At 60.1% G+C, this 17,407-nt stretch carries 15 protein-coding genes; 3 read left to right on the top strand and 12 right to left on the bottom strand.

Features of this window, described 5'->3' with window-relative positions; all coding sequences use genetic code 11:
* The 6 genes from IMCC20628_RS01460 to IMCC20628_RS01435 all read right to left on the bottom strand — a co-directional run bounded on the left by IMCC20628_RS01460 (position 1) and on the right by IMCC20628_RS01435 (position 6,905).
* Positions 1 to 681, bottom strand: a complete 681-nt coding sequence (locus IMCC20628_RS01460) for a TRAP transporter small permease (RefSeq protein WP_082127959.1) — start codon at positions 679 to 681, stop codon at positions 1 to 3.
* Between the two features lie 87 nt (positions 682 to 768).
* Positions 769 to 1,773 (bottom strand): DctP family TRAP transporter solute-binding subunit, encoded by a 1,005-nt coding sequence (locus IMCC20628_RS01455; protein ID WP_047028721.1) that lies wholly within the window; start codon positions 1,771 to 1,773, stop codon positions 769 to 771.
* Between the two features lie 288 nt (positions 1,774 to 2,061).
* On the bottom strand, positions 2,062 to 3,429 hold the full coding sequence (locus tag IMCC20628_RS01450) for a sigma-54 dependent transcriptional regulator (RefSeq protein ID WP_245307853.1): 1,368 nt from the start codon (positions 3,427 to 3,429) through the stop codon (positions 2,062 to 2,064).
* Positions 3,430 to 3,496: 67 nt separating this feature from the next.
* Positions 3,497 to 5,293, bottom strand: a complete 1,797-nt coding sequence (locus IMCC20628_RS01445) for an ATP-binding protein (RefSeq protein ID WP_047028720.1) — start codon at positions 5,291 to 5,293, stop codon at positions 3,497 to 3,499.
* A 106-nt stretch (positions 5,294 to 5,399) separates the two neighbouring features.
* Complete coding sequence (locus IMCC20628_RS01440; RefSeq protein ID WP_047028719.1) at positions 5,400 to 6,098, bottom strand: tellurite resistance TerB family protein; 699 nt, start codon at positions 6,096 to 6,098, stop codon at positions 5,400 to 5,402.
* 162 nt (positions 6,099 to 6,260) lie between these two features.
* Complete coding sequence (locus IMCC20628_RS01435) at positions 6,261 to 6,905, bottom strand: 2-dehydro-3-deoxy-phosphogluconate aldolase (protein WP_047028718.1); 645 nt, start codon at positions 6,903 to 6,905, stop codon at positions 6,261 to 6,263.
* Positions 6,906 to 7,142: 237 nt separating this feature from the next.
* On the opposite strand from IMCC20628_RS01435, the gene IMCC20628_RS01430 reads away from it, so the two are divergent.
* Genes IMCC20628_RS01430 through IMCC20628_RS01420 form a run of 3 tightly spaced genes read left to right on the top strand, consistent with a single transcriptional unit; the run spans position 7,143 to position 10,358 of the window.
* Positions 7,143 to 8,084 (top strand): rhodanese-related sulfurtransferase, encoded by a 942-nt coding sequence (locus IMCC20628_RS01430; RefSeq protein WP_047028717.1) that lies wholly within the window; start codon positions 7,143 to 7,145, stop codon positions 8,082 to 8,084.
* On the top strand, positions 8,081 to 9,331 hold the full coding sequence (locus IMCC20628_RS01425; protein ID WP_047028716.1) for an FAD-binding oxidoreductase: 1,251 nt from the start codon (positions 8,081 to 8,083) through the stop codon (positions 9,329 to 9,331). The genes IMCC20628_RS01430 and IMCC20628_RS01425 overlap by 4 nt, the downstream gene beginning before the upstream one ends.
* Positions 9,332 to 9,353: 22 nt before the next feature.
* Positions 9,354 to 10,358, top strand: coding sequence for a 4-hydroxyproline epimerase (locus IMCC20628_RS01420; RefSeq protein ID WP_047028715.1), 1,005 nt, complete (start codon positions 9,354 to 9,356; stop codon positions 10,356 to 10,358).
* Between the two features lie 12 nt (positions 10,359 to 10,370).
* Here IMCC20628_RS01420 and IMCC20628_RS01415 read toward each other — a convergent pair whose 3' ends face one another.
* The 6 genes from IMCC20628_RS01415 to IMCC20628_RS01390 form a co-directional block, all read right to left on the bottom strand.
* The gene (locus tag IMCC20628_RS01415; RefSeq protein WP_052766251.1) at positions 10,371 to 11,081 is read right to left on the bottom strand and encodes a YetF domain-containing protein; all 711 of its coding nucleotides are present in this window, start codon (positions 11,079 to 11,081) and stop codon (positions 10,371 to 10,373) included.
* 83 nt (positions 11,082 to 11,164) lie between these two features.
* Positions 11,165 to 12,526 carry a GH1 family beta-glucosidase gene (locus IMCC20628_RS01410; RefSeq protein WP_047028714.1) on the bottom strand — a complete coding sequence of 454 codons (1,362 nt, stop codon included), beginning with the start codon at positions 12,524 to 12,526 and terminating at the stop codon, positions 11,165 to 11,167.
* 39 nt (positions 12,527 to 12,565) lie between these two features.
* Positions 12,566 to 13,363 (bottom strand): 3-oxoadipate enol-lactonase, encoded by a 798-nt coding sequence (pcaD, locus tag IMCC20628_RS01405; RefSeq protein WP_047028713.1) that lies wholly within the window; start codon positions 13,361 to 13,363, stop codon positions 12,566 to 12,568.
* Between the two features lie 138 nt (positions 13,364 to 13,501).
* A complete protein-coding gene (gene xylA, locus IMCC20628_RS01400) occupies positions 13,502 to 14,812 on the bottom strand; it encodes a xylose isomerase (RefSeq protein ID WP_047028712.1) in 1,311 nt (436 codons plus the stop codon).
* Positions 14,809 to 16,263, bottom strand: a complete 1,455-nt coding sequence (gene xylB, locus IMCC20628_RS01395; protein WP_047028711.1) for a xylulokinase — start codon at positions 16,261 to 16,263, stop codon at positions 14,809 to 14,811. The genes xylA and xylB overlap by 4 nt, the downstream gene beginning before the upstream one ends.
* A gap of 48 nt (positions 16,264 to 16,311) precedes the next feature.
* Positions 16,312 to 17,334, bottom strand: a complete 1,023-nt coding sequence (locus tag IMCC20628_RS01390; protein WP_047028710.1) for a LacI family DNA-binding transcriptional regulator — start codon at positions 17,332 to 17,334, stop codon at positions 16,312 to 16,314.
* Between the last annotated feature and the right edge of the window lie 73 nt (positions 17,335 to 17,407).

Genomic DNA, 17,407 nt, shown 5'->3' with positions numbered 1-17,407 from the left:
TCAGTCCTTCAACACGTTGCGGTTTTCGGCAACGAGGTCTTCTGCCTCATGTCCGGCAATGATCAGTTCACGGTCACCGCGCCAGATCGCCACAACGCCTTGCAACGCACGGAAACCGAACAGGCCCAGTCCAATGGGTAGAATGAGATAGGCGATCCAGCGCTGCACCCGCTCTTTCAAGCCGAATGTGTCCTGCATCCATTCCGGATAGCGCAGATCATCAAGGCCAATGCCGATCTGGTACATCTTCGACCAGTACACCATCGCCCCGCCGCGTGTGTCCGCGCCAAGGATCCCGAGCCACGAGGATTCAATCAGGATGGCTGCATAAAGAAAGGCGCAGACCGCGCCGAAAATCGCGAAGAACCGGAACACCGGCTTGGGAAACAACCGCAGAAGCGCGTCAACACCCAGATGCATGCCCTGTTTAAGGCCATAGCTCATGCCGAACAGGATCATCCAGGCAAACAGGATCCGGGTAAATTCGAGAGCGCCGGTCCAGCCGCTGTTGAAACCGTATCGGGCAACAACCTGGGTGAAGGATACAATGGTGATCAGCGCCAGAATGACCGCGAGCACATTCTCCTCGAAACGCGTGACCGATTCCGGATTGCGGCGCTCCGCAAGAAAGAACACCAGAATCACCAAGCTCATGATGAGATAAGGCAAAAACGTAATCATGGCGTCCCCCCGACTGCCTGCCCGCTGGCATATGCGTCACCGGATCCGGGAGAACGCCCCCGGACCCGCTTTTCAATCAGAACCAGTTTAGCTGGCGTCGTTTGAAGATACGGCAGCTTCGATCAGATCGGTGCCGATGTCGCCTTCAAACTTGGTCCAGACCGGCTTCATTGCATCGATCCAGGCCTTGCGTTGCTCGGCGTCGAGCTCGCGGATGGTACCGCCGGCATCGAGAATGTTCTGCCGGTTCGCAGCTTCCGTCGCGGCGACCGCGGCATTGGCTTCGATCGTCACTTCGTCCGCGATCTTGACGAACTGGTCACGGAAATCGGCGTCCAGGCTGTTGAGCCATTCCGTCGATGTCACCAGCAGATAGGCCAGAAGCTGGTGGTTGGTTTCAGTCACGCCGTCCTGCACTTCGAAGAACTTCTGGGTGTAGATGTTCGACCAGGAGTTTTCCTGTCCGTCGACAACGCCGGTCTGCAGGGCGCCATAAACTTCCTTGAAGGCGAGTTTCTGGGCCGAACCGCCCATGGCTTCGATCATCGCCACGGCGACGTCGGAGGTCTGGACGCGGAATTTCAGGCCATCGGCGTCAGACGGTGTCAGCAGCGGCTTGTTGGCCGAGAACTGCTTGAGGCCCGACGACCAGTAACCAAGACCGGTGTAGCCGACGTCTTCCATTACCGTCAGCAGGCCCTTGCCCGAGTCAGACTGCACGAATGTGTCAACGGCCTTGAGGCTCGAGAACAGGAACGGCAGGTCAAACAGGCGGTACTTCAGCGTATAGGCTTCGAACTTCGAAAGCGAAGGTGCTGCAAGCTGGACGTCGCCCAGAAGCAAGGCTTCAAGGACCTTGTCGTCGTCAAACAGGGTCGAGTTGGCGAACACTTCCATGCAGGCCTTGCCGTTCATTTCCGTGTTGACGCGTTCGGCCAGCATTGTGGCTGCATCGCCCTTCGGGTGACCGGTTGCGGCCACGACGTGGCTGAACTTGATGACCATTTCGCCATCATCGCAATTGGCGGATGCTGTGTTGGCGGTGATCAGGAGTGCGGCGGCGGAAACGGCGCCGAGAAGAAGCTTTTTCATGAAATATCCTCCACTGGGGCAAAATGCCCGGAACGTATCAAGCGAAGCGAAGGTGGGGGAAAACCAGAATGGCCGGGTCCGTAACCCAGCGTCCTCCCGGCGATGTCCTCCCGTCCATCGCATTCAGCTTAACAGGTTAGCAATCCCTGTGCCACTTCGGACGAGACCGGCAAATACGGTCAAAAGGGCCCAAAACCCACATATGCGGGCACGAAAACAGCAAGCACAAACGCCAGCACGCTGCTCAATGGGTACAAAACGACCCATCCAGCAAATCCGGCGGGTTGTCTATGACCCATCTCCGCCGGCATCGGCGGTGATGTTGAGCCGCCGCATCTTCTCGTAAAGGCCTTTGCGCGAGATACCCAGGCCCTCATAGGTCGGCTTGAGTGCGCCATTGTTGCGGGCGATTTCCGCCACGATCACCGCCCGTTCAAATGCATCGGTCTGATCGGAAAGGCTCCCCGATCCAGGTTCCAGCGCCGGGCCGGAACCTCCGCCAAATCCGGACCACATGCCCAAGACGAACCGGTCGGCGACATTGCGCAATTCCCGCACATTGCCGGGCCAGTCATGCGCCAGAAGGCCAGCCTCTATCGGCGGTGTGAGGTCCGGAATTTCGCGGCGGTAGCGCGCCCGCGCCTCGCGCGCCATGTGAAAGAACAGCAGCGGAATGTCATCCTTGCGCGCCCTGAGCGCCGGAATTTCCAGTGTGATCACGTTGAGCCGGTAATAAAGATCCGTCCTGAATGCGGGATTATTGGCAAGATCCGCCTTTGTCGCCGCCACAAACCGTACATCAAGAGAGACTTGCCGGTTTGATCCCAGCCGCTCGATCATCCGGCCTTCAATGGCCCGCAACAGCTTTGCCTGAAGCTCAATCGGCATCGATTCGATCTCGTCGAGAAACACCGTGCCGCCATTGGCATGCTCGAGTTTTCCGATCCGCAGTTTTTGCGCGCCGGTGAAAGCCCCTGCTTCATGGCCGAACAGTTCGGATTCAAAAATATCCGCTGGCAGCGCGGCGCAATTGATGGCAACAAAATTGCCTTTGCGCCGTGGTCCGAAATCATGAAGCGCGCGCGCAATCACCTCCTTGCCCGTGCCGGTTTCACCGGTGATCAGGACATCCGCGTCTGTCTCGGCGACAGCGGAAATCTGTGCCCGTAAATGTTGAATTGCCGGATTTCGCCCGACCAGACGCGATGACAGGTCGTCTCCGCCCTCAAGCGCACTCCGCAAAGAGCGGTTCTCCAGCACCAACCGGCGCTTCTCGATCGCCCTCTCGACCACCGAAAACAGCCGGTTGGCGGCAAACGGTTTTTCGATGAAATCATAGGCGCCGGCGCGCATCGCTTCGACTGCCATCTGGACATCACCATGCCCCGTGATCAGCACCACCGGCATCGTCGGATCGATCGCCAGCACCTGACGCATCAGCGTAAATCCATCTGTGCCGGGCATGCGGATATCCGAAACGATGACACCATAGAGCGTGCGCAGCGGCAGATCACATACCTCTCCCGCGTCAGCGTGGGCAACCACACTCAACCCTTCAAGTTCCAGCGATTGCGTAAGAGCGTGGCGAAGATCCGAATCATCATCGATCAGATGAACGACACGATCCTTGTCTCTCAAAACGGAACTGTCTTCCAATGCCGGGCTCCTCCCCAGAGCGCTTGCGGAGTGTGTGAGAACCATGCGGGCTCCAGCTTGTCCAGTGTCAAACACTTTGCGCTGTATGGACCGTATCTCTGTTAGCGTCCGGAGTATCATGTGACGCGCTCGCGGCGCAAAGATTAACGGTAAAGCAAGCTCCGCCTTCAGGCCGATTGCTTGCCACAATCGTCCCGCCGAAATCACGGATTATGTTGTCAACAATCGAGAGACCAATGCCGATCCCCTCACCGATCCCCTTGGTGGTGAAGAAAGGGTCGAACACCTTCGGCAGCTCTTCCGGCTCGATCCCCGGACCGTTATCCGTCACGGTCACGACAACCCGGTCACCTTCTCGTCTGGCGTCGATCTCGACGCTGGCATCAACCGTACCAGCCAACGCATCGATGGCATTGTTGACCAGATTGACGAACACCTGCCCAAGCCTGATCCGGCCGCCCTGTACATACAGATCCGTCACTGCTGGCCCCACATGAATATTGGTTATACCCGCTGCCCTTGCCCGGGGCCGGGCCAGCAGAAGCGCCTCGTCAATGATCGTGCCAAGTGGCACCGGTCCGACAGTCGCTCCAGGTTTGCGTGAGAACGCCAACAAGGTTCGCGACAATTCCGCCATCCGCTCCACCAGCCCGTTGATACGCGACAGGTTCCCGGAAACTTCCGATGTCGCACCGCGCTCAAGAAACCGCAGGGCATTGTCCGCATAGGTTCGGATCGCTGCCAGCGGCTGGTTGTATTCATGGCTGAGAGCCGCCGACATTTGCCCAAGTGCGGCAAGCTTGGCGGTCTGCACCAATTCATCCTGCGTCTTGCGCAAGCGGTGCTCCGCCTCACGGCGAACCTCGACCTCGTGGCTGAGCGACCGGTTGGTGACAGAAAGCGCCCGGGTCCTGTCACGCACCACCCGCTCGAGACGAAGTGCCGTCGCCCGGTCAGTTCGCGTCCGCAGGATTGCGACCTCGTTGCGACGCAGCAGAACCAGAACGATCATGCCTGCGAGCAGGCAAGCCAGTGTAGCTATTGAGGCTGCAGTGATCCGGGCCGTTTCCACCGGAGACGGGTCAGCCAGAACGTGCAGGTCCCACTCGAGCAGCGGCAATCGATGCATCAGATCCAACCGCTCTTCAAACCCGCCCTCAATCAGATAGCGGGCTGGTTGACCGATCTCGCGCAAATCCGACAGCGCTTTGAGCCGCCAGTCCGGCTCATTGGCGAGAAACACGGTACCAGCCTTGTCCGTGACGAAGATGCGTCGTGCCGACAGCGCCCATGCCGCTTCGACACGGTAAAAATCCACATAAACAATGACGACGCCGACAAATTTTCCATCCCGGCGCACCCCGGACGAAAAGGCGTAGGTCCTGTCATCCCCGCCATAAGACAGCGCCGCGCGCCCAAGTTGCCCTTGCCGGGCCACCTCAATCAAATCCGGCCGGGCCACCGCGCTTTTGGCAGATGACCCACGCGCATTGGCCAGCAATTCACCATCTGGAAAAAAGAACGCGACATCCCGGGCCGCCGACATGCCTGCAATCTCCTCGGCCGTGCGGCGCGCATCGATGGTTTGAGCATTGCCCCCGGCATCGCGAACGAAAAGTGTGCGGATGGAAGACTGTCGCGACAACAACGGCGGCATCAAGCGATATTTGTCTAGCACACCGGACAGGATTTCTGTTTGAACAGCCAGGGTTTCACCGGCCTTTTGCATCACGTCCGAATGCGCCCGTTCCATCGACGAGCGGACAGACCAGGCAACAATGATCGCCGACAGAATCGCCCAGCCGACGAACAGACCGGTGCGGATAAACCGAAATTGCTTCTCGATGGCGACGCGTGATTGCATCGCTCGACATTAGCCGCTTTGGTGAGGCGGGCAAGCGTGACGCTTGCTCAATGCACCGTTCAACACGGCAAGGAACAAACCATGCAGTGCTGCCGGCTGGCAACAATCAGACCTTGGCTGCGGACACCGTTGCCTCAATGTGATCAACCAGAGCATCGGCAAGCCCCAGCCTGCCGGCCAGCAGATCGAGGAAACCGCGTTCCGCTCGGCTGTCAGGTTCGATGGCAAGGCGCGCCGCGGTGTACATCTCGACCTTCTGGGCTTCATTCGTCGCCGCACCGACTATGCTGTCCATATCGACGGGCCGGGACAATTCCTCGTCAAGGAAACTCATCGCGTCCTGGCCAAGGCCGGACAAGGCCAGCTTGTCATGAATACGCGCCCGCTCGGCGTCATCGATATGACCGTCGGCGCGCGCTGCCGCAATCATCACCCGGACCAGCGAAAGTGCAAAATCGTTCTCGACTGCAGCCGGCTCAACCGAAAACTCGGAATCTGAAGGAGGCGGCAGCAATTCCGGTTCGGCCGCAGCTTCACCGCCCTGCGGGGCATTGCCGGCCTGATAGTTCTTCCACGCCTGATAGCCAAGTCCCGCGATTGCAGCCATGCCGCCAAGCCGCAACGCCGATCCGCCCAGGGCACGCCCGGCACCGGTTCCAAGAAACACTGCGGCGATGGCGCCCGTGGCAAGCGGGTTGTTCTTGGCAAGCTCAGTCGCCTGACTGGCCTTGTCACGCACGGTCCCTTCAGTGCCGGGAATATTGGAGCCGAGAAACTGGTCAAGCAGGGCTTTGGCATCAAACATGGCAATTGGTCCTTGTCTTCCGGAACGCGGCAGGCCTGTCCAGCCGCTCAATATCACATAGGAAGAGCCAGATCGGCTTTCAAACCGCGACACCAAATTACACGGATCCAACGGGTCAGCCAGGCAGAGCGATCCAGTCGCGGACACAGCAGCTTGCTGAAATTATCCCTGGACTGACAGCTGGCAGGCTTCCCTAGCCAGCCGCGTGATGCCTTCCCAATCGCCGTCTTCGACCAGTGCAGCCGGGGCAACCCAGGATCCGCCAACGCACACGACATTGGGCAGGGACAGGTAATCGCGGGCATTGTTCGGGGTGATCCCGCCGGTGGGGCAGAACAGGGTGCCGGCCAGCGGCGACGACAGCGATTTGAGATAGGCCGCACCGCCCGCCTGTTCAGCGGGGAAGAACTTGAGAACCCCATAGCCTTCTTCCCGCAGCGCCATCACTTCGCTGGCCGTTGCAGCACCTGGCAGCAATGGCACATGCGACTTGCGGGCCACATCAAGCAGTTCCTGCGTCGTTCCCGGCGAAACAATGAACTGCGACCCGGCTTCAACTGCCTGATGATACTGGGCCGCATTGAGCACTGTACCGGCGCCCGGCACCGCGCCTTCGACCTCATCGGCAACGGCTCGAATGGCGCGCAGCGCCACCGGCGTTCTCAGCGTTATCTCGATCGCTTTGAGACCACCCGCCACCAGTGCACGCGCCAGTGGCACCGCATGGGCGAGATCCTTGATGACAAGCACTGGCACCACAGGCTGCAATTTCAAAATGGAAATGAGGGCTTGGGTCTTGTCAGCCATGGCGCTGGTCCTTCTACGTCATCAATTGAAGTGAACGGAATAGCCCTTCGTCGTATGCTTGTCCATGCTGCGAGAGCGCCGCCCGCTCAGTCAAACGCGCAAACAGCGCGGCAACGATTGAAGCAATGCATGCCCGTTATCAGTCAAAAACCATCCGTTGGCACGCAGCATCAAACAAGTAAGGTGAGACGCACTGCCCGATTGCCTGAAACCCGTGGACGCGCTATTCCCGCAAGCATGAAGACACGTCAAATATCCCCTGCTCCCAACCAGCCGGTCGTGGTTGCTGCGCTCTACCATTTCGCCCGGCTTGCCGGCCACGAGGCACTGCAACCGCCCTTGGCGGAGCTGTGCCGTGACATGGACGTAAGAGGCACCTTGCTGCTGGCGCAGGAAGGCATCAACGGCACCATCGCCGGTTCGCGCACGGCAATCGACGCCGTGCTGGCGCATCTGCGCCAGATTCCCGGTCTCGAGACACTGGAGCACAAGGAAAGCAGCGCCCACAAAATGCCGTTCCGGCGCATGAAGGTCCGCCTGAAGAACGAGATCGTCACCATGGGCGTGCCCGACATCGATCCGCTCGAGGACGTCGGCGCCTATGTTGACCCGAAGGACTGGAACGCGCTGATTTCCGATCCCGACACCATCGTCATCGACACCCGCAATGATTACGAAGTCGGCATCGGCACCTTTAAAGGCGCGATCAATCCTGAAACCCACACCTTCCGAGAATTTCCGGGCTGGGTGGAAAACGCCGGTCTGGAAGACAAAAGCAAGCCTGTCGCGATGTTTTGCACGGGCGGCATCCGCTGCGAGAAGGCAACAGCCTTCATGCGCGCCAAGGGCTATGAGAATGTTTACCATCTCAAGGGCGGCATTTTGAAATATCTCGAGCAGGTGCCGGAAGAAGACAGCCTGTGGCAGGGCTCCTGCTTTGTCTTTGATGAACGTGTTGCCGTCACTCACGGACTGCGCGAAAGCGACGAAATTCTCTGCCGCGCCTGCCGCAACCCGATCTCGCCGGAGGCACAAGCGTCTCCGCTCTATGAGGACGGCGTCTCCTGCCCGCAGTGCTACGACAGCCGCAGCGAGGACGATCGTGAACGCTTCCGCATGCGCCAGCGGCAGATGCTGGCCGGCATGGAGAAGGCGCGGGCCAGCGGAGACGAGGCATGAACAGCTCAGCAAACGGGATTGTCATCGTCGGCGCAGGCATTGTCGGCATCGCCACGGCCGCCCTGTTGTCCGAACAGGGCTACGCCGTCACCGTGATCGACCGATCCGGCATTGCCGAGGAAACCAGCAAGGGCAATGCGGCGGCGCTTGCGTTCTCCGACATCATGCCACTGGCATCGCCGAAAATCCTGCTCAAGGCGCCGAAATGGCTGCTTGATCCGCTTGGTCCGCTGTCGATCCGGCCATCCTATCTGCCACGGCTGGCGCCGTGGCTGTGGCAATTCTGGAAAGCCAGCCTGCCCGCGCGCCAGCAGGTCTCGATTGCGATGCAGACCGCACTGATGCAACTGGCCGAATCCGAAATGATGGCGCTGGTCGACCGCGCCGGCATGGCTGGCCGAATACGGCATGACGGCTCGCTGGAACTTTATGAAAGCGAAGCGGAATTCAAATCCCATTCTGATGGCTGGCAGCAGCGGGAACAGGCAGGCATTGCATTCGAGCATGTCCGCGGTGCCCGACTGGCCGAACTGCAGCCCGGCCTGTCACCACGCTTTGTCGCCGGCACCTTCGTGCCCGGCTGGAAGACCGTCTCTGAACCGCAGCGCTTTGCGCAGGCGCTCTGGGCCCATGCCGAAAGCTGCGGCGCCGTTTTCGAAAAGGCAGAAGTATCGGGGCTGGAGCACTCCGAAACCGGCCCATCCGTCCGGCTGGCCGATGGAACCACGCGCGCGGCGGACCGGATCGTCGTCTGCGCCGGATCATGGTCTACACGGCTGATCAACAAGGTGACCAAGCTGCGCATTCCGCTCGACACAGAGCGCGGTTACAACACGACCCTGCCGCCGGGCGCATTCGATCTCAAGCGTCAGTTGATCTTCAGCAATCATGGATTCGTCATGACGCCGCTGGAGACCGGCGTGCGGGTTGGCGGTGCCGTGGAACTCGGCGGGCTCAACCTGCCGCCCAATTATGCGCGCTGCAAAGCCATGCTCGACAAGGCTGCCGGTTTTCTGCCGGGACTGAAAACCACGGGTGGAGTCGAATGGATGGGGTTCCGGCCCTCGCTGCCCGACAGTCTGCCGGTGATCGGCGCGCTTCCTGAAGATCCATCCGTGCTGCTCGCCTTCGGCAATGGCCATCTCGGATTGACGCAATCCGCAGCCATGGGACGGCTGATCGCCGATCTTGTTGATGGCAAGCTCCCCTCTATTGACATTTCCGCCTGCCGGCCCGACCGTTTCTGACAATCTTTCCGGAGAACACGCCATGGCGCGCAACCGTTTCTTCTGCATCGACGGCCATACCTGCGGCAACCCTGTGCGTGTCGTCACCGGCGGTGGTCCGCAGTTGGACGGTGCCACCATGCTCGAACGCCGGGCGCATTTTCTCAGAGACTATGACTGGATCCGCACCGGACTGATGTTCGAGCCACGCGGCCACGACATGATGTCCGGCACAATCCTTTATCCGTCGACACGGGATGATTGCGACATCGCCTTCCTGTTCATCGAGACCTCGGGATGCTTGCCGATGTGTGGCCACGGTACCATCGGTACGGTGACCATGGCGATCGAGAACGGACTGGTCAGCCCGCGCGAGCCCGGCGTTGTGGCCATCGACACACCAGCCGGCCGCATCATCGCCCGTTATCAGATGAAAGGCCGCAAAGTCACCGAAGTCCGGCTGACCAATGTTCCTGCCTTTCTACATTCAAGCAACATCAAGACCTATTGCGAAGGATTGGGCGATATCACCGTCGACGTTGCCTATGGCGGCAATTTCTACGCCATCGTCGATGCGCAGGAGAATTTTTCCGACATCGCCAACTTCTCCGCCGCCGATCTGGTCCGCATGAGCCCGGCGCTGAGGCAGAACATCAATGATGAGAATGAGTTCATCCATCCCGAGCATCCCGATATCCGCGGACTGAGCCATATTCTCTGGACCGGCGCGCCAACCCGAGCCGAAGCCCATGCCCGCAACGCCGTCTTCTATGGCGACAAGGCCATCGACCGCTCGCCTTGCGGCACCGGCACTTCGGCACGGATGGCGCAGTGGGCGGCTCAGGGCAAGCTCAAGCCAGGCGATGATTTCGTCCATGAAAGCATCATCGGCTCGTTGTTTCACGGCCGTGTCGAGGCCGCAGTCGATGTTGCCGGCACACCCGCCATCATCCCCTCCATCGCCGGATGGGCCGTGGAAACCGGGCTCAACACCATCACCATCGATGACGAGGAAGATCCCTTCGCCCACGGCTTCGTGGTGCGCTGACCGGCAACAGCATCACGACGATTTGGCATCAGCTATTGTTGCGGGTGTCCAATCCTCGCCGCCACAGTTCTGGCAGGAGATTTCACTGCCGGTTCGAAGCAACGCGCAGTCCATGCAGCACAGGCTGCCGGAACCACCGTCCTGGGACGTCGGGTCGACGCGTGGCAGAGGACATATCTCATGCGGCGGCACGATCGGCATTCCAGCGATCGGCTTGCTGGTGCGGAACACGCTGAGGCTGCCGCTGGCTTCAAGAAAGGCGTTCTCGACCTCGCCGAGATTGCGGATACCTTCAAGCCTGAGCATCGCCAGCACCTCGGCCTTGCCCATGCCCCGGTCTGACGATTGCTCGGTGTTGAGCCGCCCGTCCTGCAGAATCCAGTCAGGCTTTCCGTCAATCACCTTTTGCGCGGTGTCGGACCGCAGGATCAGGAAATCCAGTCCCTTATTGATCAGCACAATGACGGTGATGACCAGCATCGCATGAAGGAGCGGCACATCAGGATAAAACAGCGTGTCTCCGACCGCTGACCCGAGCGCAATCACCAGCAAGAACTCGACCAGCGACAATTGCGAAATGCTGCGGCCACCGATCCATCGGATCAGGCCAAAGGTGTAGATGTAAATGACGACGGTACGGAACAGGATTTCGAAGAGAAACGACGGCGGCGCATCGCCCAACAGCATGCGCGCCCAATCAAAGGGGATGACGGCTTGATCCATGACAACGACTCCGGCTGAATGTCAGCCCGATAACGCCATGCTGCGATGCTGGTTCCGCCCCCATCAGCCGTAAAATCACTCCATCAGCTACCGCTGTGCGTCGCGATCAGATCCCGGTACCAATAGCCAGACTGCTTGATGGTACGTGTCTGCGTCGAGTAGTCGACATGCACCAGTCCAAAACGCATCGAGTAGCCTTCAGCCCATTCGAAATTGTCCATCAGGCTCCAGCCGAAATAGCCTTTCAATGGATAGTTCTCGCCGATCAGATCGGCAACGACAGCAAGATGGGTCGAAATATAATCGAGCCGCATCGTGTCGCTGACCGCGCCGTTTTCCACCCCGGTGTTGTCGGCAGCGCCGTTCTCGGTGATGTAGAACTCCGGCAGCGTGTAACGGCCATAGAGATATCTGACGACATTAGAGAGACCCTGCGGCTCGATTTCCCAACCGATGTCGGTTTTCTCGGGCCTCACCGCCGGCGCCCCAGCTATGTGCGGAAACTCTGACTCTGCGTCATCGCGCACCCGCATCGGCGTGTAGTAATTCAGTCCCCAGAAATCGAGCGGCTGCCGGATTGTGTCGAGATCGCCGTCCTTGATGAGGCAAACCAGGTCAGGGCAACCATCAAGCACAGATTGCGGATAAGCCCCTTCAAACAGCGGTCCGAAGAACACCCCATTGTGGAAATCATTGGCCCGCTCCGCTGCCTTCTGGTCGGCATCGCTGTCGCTTGCGGCCATGATACTCATCACATTGAGCACGATGCCGACCGGAAGCTCTGCCCGTTCGGCCCGGATTGCCTGTACGCCAAGGCCATGCGCCAGATTGGTGACATGAAGCGCCGCCATTGCCGCTTCGATTGACCTCTCTCCCGGCGCGTGAACGCCCATCAGATGCCCCAGATAGACCGAGCACCATGGCTCGTTGAAGGTGGTGATCGTGTCCAGCCGGTCGCCCAGACGCCGGGTGACGATTCGCGCATAATCCGCAAAAACCTCGGCGGTGTCGCGGTCTGTCCAGCCGCCGCGGCCCATCAGCGCCAGTGGCAAGTCCCAGTGATACAGCGTTGCGAATGCCTTAATGCCGCGGGACTTGAGGCCATCAAGCAGGCGATCATAGAACTCGAAACCGGGTTCATTGATCGCCCCGGCGCCATCGGGCAGCAGCCGCGGCCAGGCCAGCGAAAAGCGATAGGCCTTTGCACCCAGCTCCGCCATCAGATCGAGATCAACTTCAAGCCGGTTGTAGTGATCGCAGGCAACATCGCCGGTGTCGCCACCCTTGACCCGGCCCGGCATGTGCGAAAACGCGTCCCAGATCGACGGCTTGCGGCCATCGGCCTCAACCGCGCCCTCGATCTGATAGGACGCCGTCGCCACGCCGAACAGAAAATCGGCGGAAAACCGCCCGGCCAGAGCCTGAGGCAAAGATTCACGTGTCATGGCAAGTCCGATGAGGGTTGGTGTCGCGAGAGAGAAACGTCAGGCTGCCGGAAGCCGCTCGATGAAGGCCTTGATGGTCTCGCTCAGTTCCACCGGCTTCTCAATGCACGGCAGATGCGCGGCTCCAGGAATCTCCTGATACATCGCACCGGGAATGAGCCGTGCCAGTTCACCGACCAGCGCCGGCGGAGTGGAACCATCATCTGTTCCAACCACGCAAATCACCGGCAGGCTCAGTTCGGAACTCGACTGTGTGAAATCACTGTCGCGGATCGCCGCACAGGTGCCGACATAGCCTTCCACCGGGGTGCGTTCCAGCATCATCCGGTAACCGCTGAATTCGGCATTGTCGGCGCTGCGATACTCCGTGGTGAACCAGCGTTCGAGTATCGCATCGGAGATCGAGGCAATACCTTGCTCGGTGATTGCGGAAATCCGCGCGTTCCACATATCCGGCGTGCCGATCTTGTGACCGGTGTCACACAGGATCAGCGCCCGGACCAGATCCGGCCGCTTGGCAGCAAGCCCTTGCGCGATCATTCCGCCGACCGACAGGCCGCACAAAATGACATCCTTGGCTTCGAAATGTTCGATCAGCGCGATCAGGTCATCGATGTGATCGTCCATGGTGATCGGGCCATCACCCGCTTCCGACAAGCCATGCCCGCGCTTGTCATAGGCGATGATGCTGTAATCGCCGACCATGCGGACAATCACATCGCGCCAGATACGGTAATCCGTGCCGAGAGAATTGGAAAAGACGATGGTCGGGCGATCAGGTGCCGCACCGATCACCTGATGATGGAGGACGACACCGTTCAGGCGGGCAAATTGCATGGCGAGGCTTCCTTCGGACATTCTTTATCGGGTGAAGCCGTTGATTTACGCCAGAGTGCATCGCGGCGCAATTGCCGGAAGTAAATTGGGCTGCGGCGGCCCGCAAATTAGAACCGCCGCAGCCCTCTATAAGATCATTCAGACATAGCGATTGACGACATTTTCCAGCCATTCCTGCTTGCCGGATCTCGGCTGCGGGTCAATGTTTTCCGCTTCCACCCGCGCAGCAATCTGGTCGAGCGACATCGATCCATCCAGCATCGCCTTGGCCTGTGCACCATCCCAACCGGCATAGCGGGCGTCGACAAAGGACGACAGCGCCTTGTCCTCGACCATCTTCGCCGCCGCCTTCAGACCGCGGGCGCAACAATCCATCCCGCCGACATGGGCGGCCAGCAGATCTTCCGGGTCAATAGACTGGCGGCGCAGCTTGGCATCGAAGTTGGTGCCGCCGGTGGTGAAGCCGCCGGCCTGCAGAACTTCGTAATAGGCCAGCGCCATTTCCGGCACATTGTTGGGGAACTGGTCAGTGTCCCAGCCCGACTGGTAATCGTTGCGGTTCATGTCGATCGAGCCGAAAATGCCAAGCGCCCGCGCGGTGGCCAGTTCATGCTCGAACGAGTGGCCGGCGAGAATGGCGTGACCCTGCTCGATATTGACCCGGACTTCGTTTTCGAGGCCATAGCGCTTGAGGAAGCCGTAAACTGTGGCAACGTCATAATCATATTGATGCTTGGTCGGTTCCTGCGGCTTCGGCTCGATCAGGATGGTGCCGGTGAAGCCGATTTTGTGCTTGTATTCGACCACCAGATTGAGGAAGCGGCCCATCTGGTCAAGCTCGCGGCCCATATCGGTGTTGAGCAGCGTCTCGTAGCCTTCGCGGCCGCCCCACAGCACATAGTTTTCGCCGTTGAGCCGCTTGGTCACGTCCATGCAGGCTTTCACGGTCGCGGCCGAATAGGCAAACACATCCGGGTCGGGATTGGTCGACGCACCCGACATGAAGCGCCGGTGCGAGAACAGATTGGAGGTGCCCCACAACAGCTTGGTGCCGGTCTCGGCCATCTTGCCTTCGAAATAGTCGGCGATGGATTCGAGGTTGCGTCGGCTTTCGGCAAATGTATCGCCCTCGGGCCGCACATCGAGATCATGGAAGCAGAAATAGGGATTCTTGAGCAGCGCGAACATCTCGAAGGCGACGTCGGCCTTCAGCCGCGCCTGATCCATCGAATCGCCGAACCATGGCCGTTCAAAGGTCTGGCCGCCAAACGGGTCGCCGCCGGGCCAGGTAAAGGAATGCCAATAGGCCACCGCAAAGCGCAAATGGTCTTCCATGCGTTTGCCCATGACGATTTCATCGGGATTGTAATGCCGGAAGGCAAGCGGGTTTGTGCTGTCAGGCCCTTCAAACGGGATGGACGTGATGTCGCCGAAAAATCCAGTACTCATGACATGGCTCCTTTGATTGCGGGATAAAGCGCGCGATAGCGCTGATAGGCTTCGTCGAAACCGGCAGCGAGATCGCGTTTGGGGTGAATGGTTTTGGCGGTAGCCGGTGGCGTGCAGATCGCGAAGGGATCGGCAGCTTCCGCGGCGATCAGGCCAAGCCGCGCAGCACCGAAGGCCGCGCCGAAATCTCCGCCCTCGGGAATATCGACAGGCATTCCCAAAACGGTGGCAAGTGCTTGGGTCCAGTAGCCTGACCGCGACCCGCCGCCAATCGCGGTCACCCGCGACAGCGATGTGCCTGCCTGGGCAAGGGCCGCGAGGCTGTCGCGGAAGGCAAAGGCTACGCCCTCGACCACGGCGCGAGTCATGGCGGTGCGGTCGGATTCATGACCCAGACCGGCGAAAGCACCGCGAATGGTGGCGTCATTGTGCGGTGTGCGTTCCCCCGACAGATACGGCAAAAACAACACCGATCCGGGCGCCACAAGACTGTCGCCAAGCTCGGCTGTGAGTGCCGACGGGTCGGTGGAGGTGATGCCCGACAGCCAGTTCAGCGAATCCGTTGCCGACAGGATCACCCCCATCTGGTGCCAGGTCCCCGGCAGCGCATGGCAGAATGCATGCACGGCGCTGTCGGGATTGGGCAGATAACGGTTGTTCGCGGCAAACAGAACCCCGGACGTGCCCAGCGAGGCAAATGCCTGGCCGTTGGCCACCGTACCCATGCCGCAGGCCGACGCCGCATTGTCGCCCGCCCCGCCGGCAATCGGAATGCCAGCCGGCAATCCAAGCTCCAAAGCTGCTTCGGCGCGCAGGGCGCCGGCCCGCTCGGTGCCTTCGACCAGCGACGGCATCTGACTGCGATCAAGCCCGGTGGCCGCAAGCAGACCATCGTCCCAGGCGCGCTTGCCGACATCAAGCCAGGAAGTGCCCGCCGAATCCGACATTTCGGAAATGCTCTCGCCGCTCAGCCACAGCCGCAGATAGTCCTTCGGCAAAAGCACCTTGGCGACGCGCGCAAAGGCTTCGGGTTCGTTCGCCGCCATCCATTTCAGTTTCGGCGCCGTGAAGCCCGGAAACACGATATTGCCGGTCAGCCGGCGGAATTGCGGATCGGCATCGAGTGCTGCAGCTTCTTCATAACTGCGCGTGTCGTTCCACAGGATGCAGGGACGGATCACCTTGCCGTCCTTGTCGATGGTCGTTGCGCCATGCATATGCCCCGACAGGCCGATGCCGCGCACCTTGGCAAGCTCCGCCGCATGGGTTTTCGCAAGTTTCGCCAAGGCCGCCTTCGTCGCCGTGATCCAGCTGTCGGGATCCTGCTCTGACCAACCGGGATGCGGCCGTTCAACGGTCAGTGGCGCGCTGGCCGATCCGAGAATGCGCTGATCGGCATCGATCAACAGCGCTTTCAGCGAAGATGTTCCGAGATCAAGTCCGAGATACATGGCGGAACGTCCTTTCATTGGGAAACAGGGTGGTGGTGACATCAGGGTTCATGGCAAATTGTCTCTGAGAAAAACATCGATGCGGATGCGCTCCTGCGCCGTCAGCGGGTCCAGCCCGTCCGCCCGCGCCTTGAGCACGCGGATCGCGCTGCGCACCTCGTGCCCGCAATCCTGATTGATGACGGCATCAAACACCCCATCTGCCAGCGCCTGGCGCGAATGCTGCGTCACCTCATGGGCGACAACAGCAGACAGCTTACGCTTGTGCCTGGCCAGCGCCTCGATCAGTCCGCGATTGCCGGCGCCGAGATTGTAGATGGCGACAATTTCCGGTTCCCTCTCAAGCGCCGCCTCGACGCTATGCCTAACGGTATCGGCATTATCATTGGTTTCCACCGGTCCGATGATGTCGAGATCCGGAAATTCGGCGTCCAGCACTGCGGCAAAACCCGATGCCCGCTCAGCATGGTCGGATAGCTTCATCGAACCGGCGACGACCAGCACCTTGCCGGGCCGTCCGGAGCAAAACCGCCCGATTAGGCTGGCGGCCGTCCGGCCAGCCGCAATGTTGTCGATGCCGCAATAATGGATGCGCTGCGAGCCGGGCAGATCGGAGACAAGCGTCACCACTGGAACGCCCTGCTCGACCAGCCTGTTGACTGCGTCCGTCACATCGGCGGTGTCGGTGGCAACTAGGCCAACGCCGCTGACCGTTTTGGGATCGATCGCACCCAGCACGCTGACAATGGCGCCGGGATCAAACGGCGGCACGGTCTCGATCCGGATCGAGGTGCGCTCGACCGACGAGCGTTGCGCGGCTGCGGTGATTTCGGCGGTGAGATTCTGCAGGAAGCTGTTGGGCCCGCCCGGCACGATGAAAACCAGCGGATAGACCCGCTTTCTGGCTAGGTTGGCTGCCGTGACATCGCGCACATAGCCAAGCCGGCTGACAGCCGCCTCCACCTTGTCGACGGTCGGTTTCCGCACACCCGGACGGCCATTGAGCACGCGGTCAACGGTCGCCAGACTGACCCCGGCTTCAGCCGCAATATCGTGCACTGTTGGTCGCATCCGTCCTCCTGACGGCCTTCTAGACCAATATTTGAGGTACGTAAATCAGAAATTTCAAACAACCACAAAGCGC

It is taken from the genome of Hoeflea sp. IMCC20628 (genome assembly GCF_001011155.1).
In the GTDB taxonomy this organism is placed as follows: Bacteria; Pseudomonadota; Alphaproteobacteria; order Rhizobiales; family Rhizobiaceae; genus Hoeflea.
Note: the sequence above shows the minus strand (reverse complement) of the source record. Positions and strands in the feature narration are given on the sequence as shown.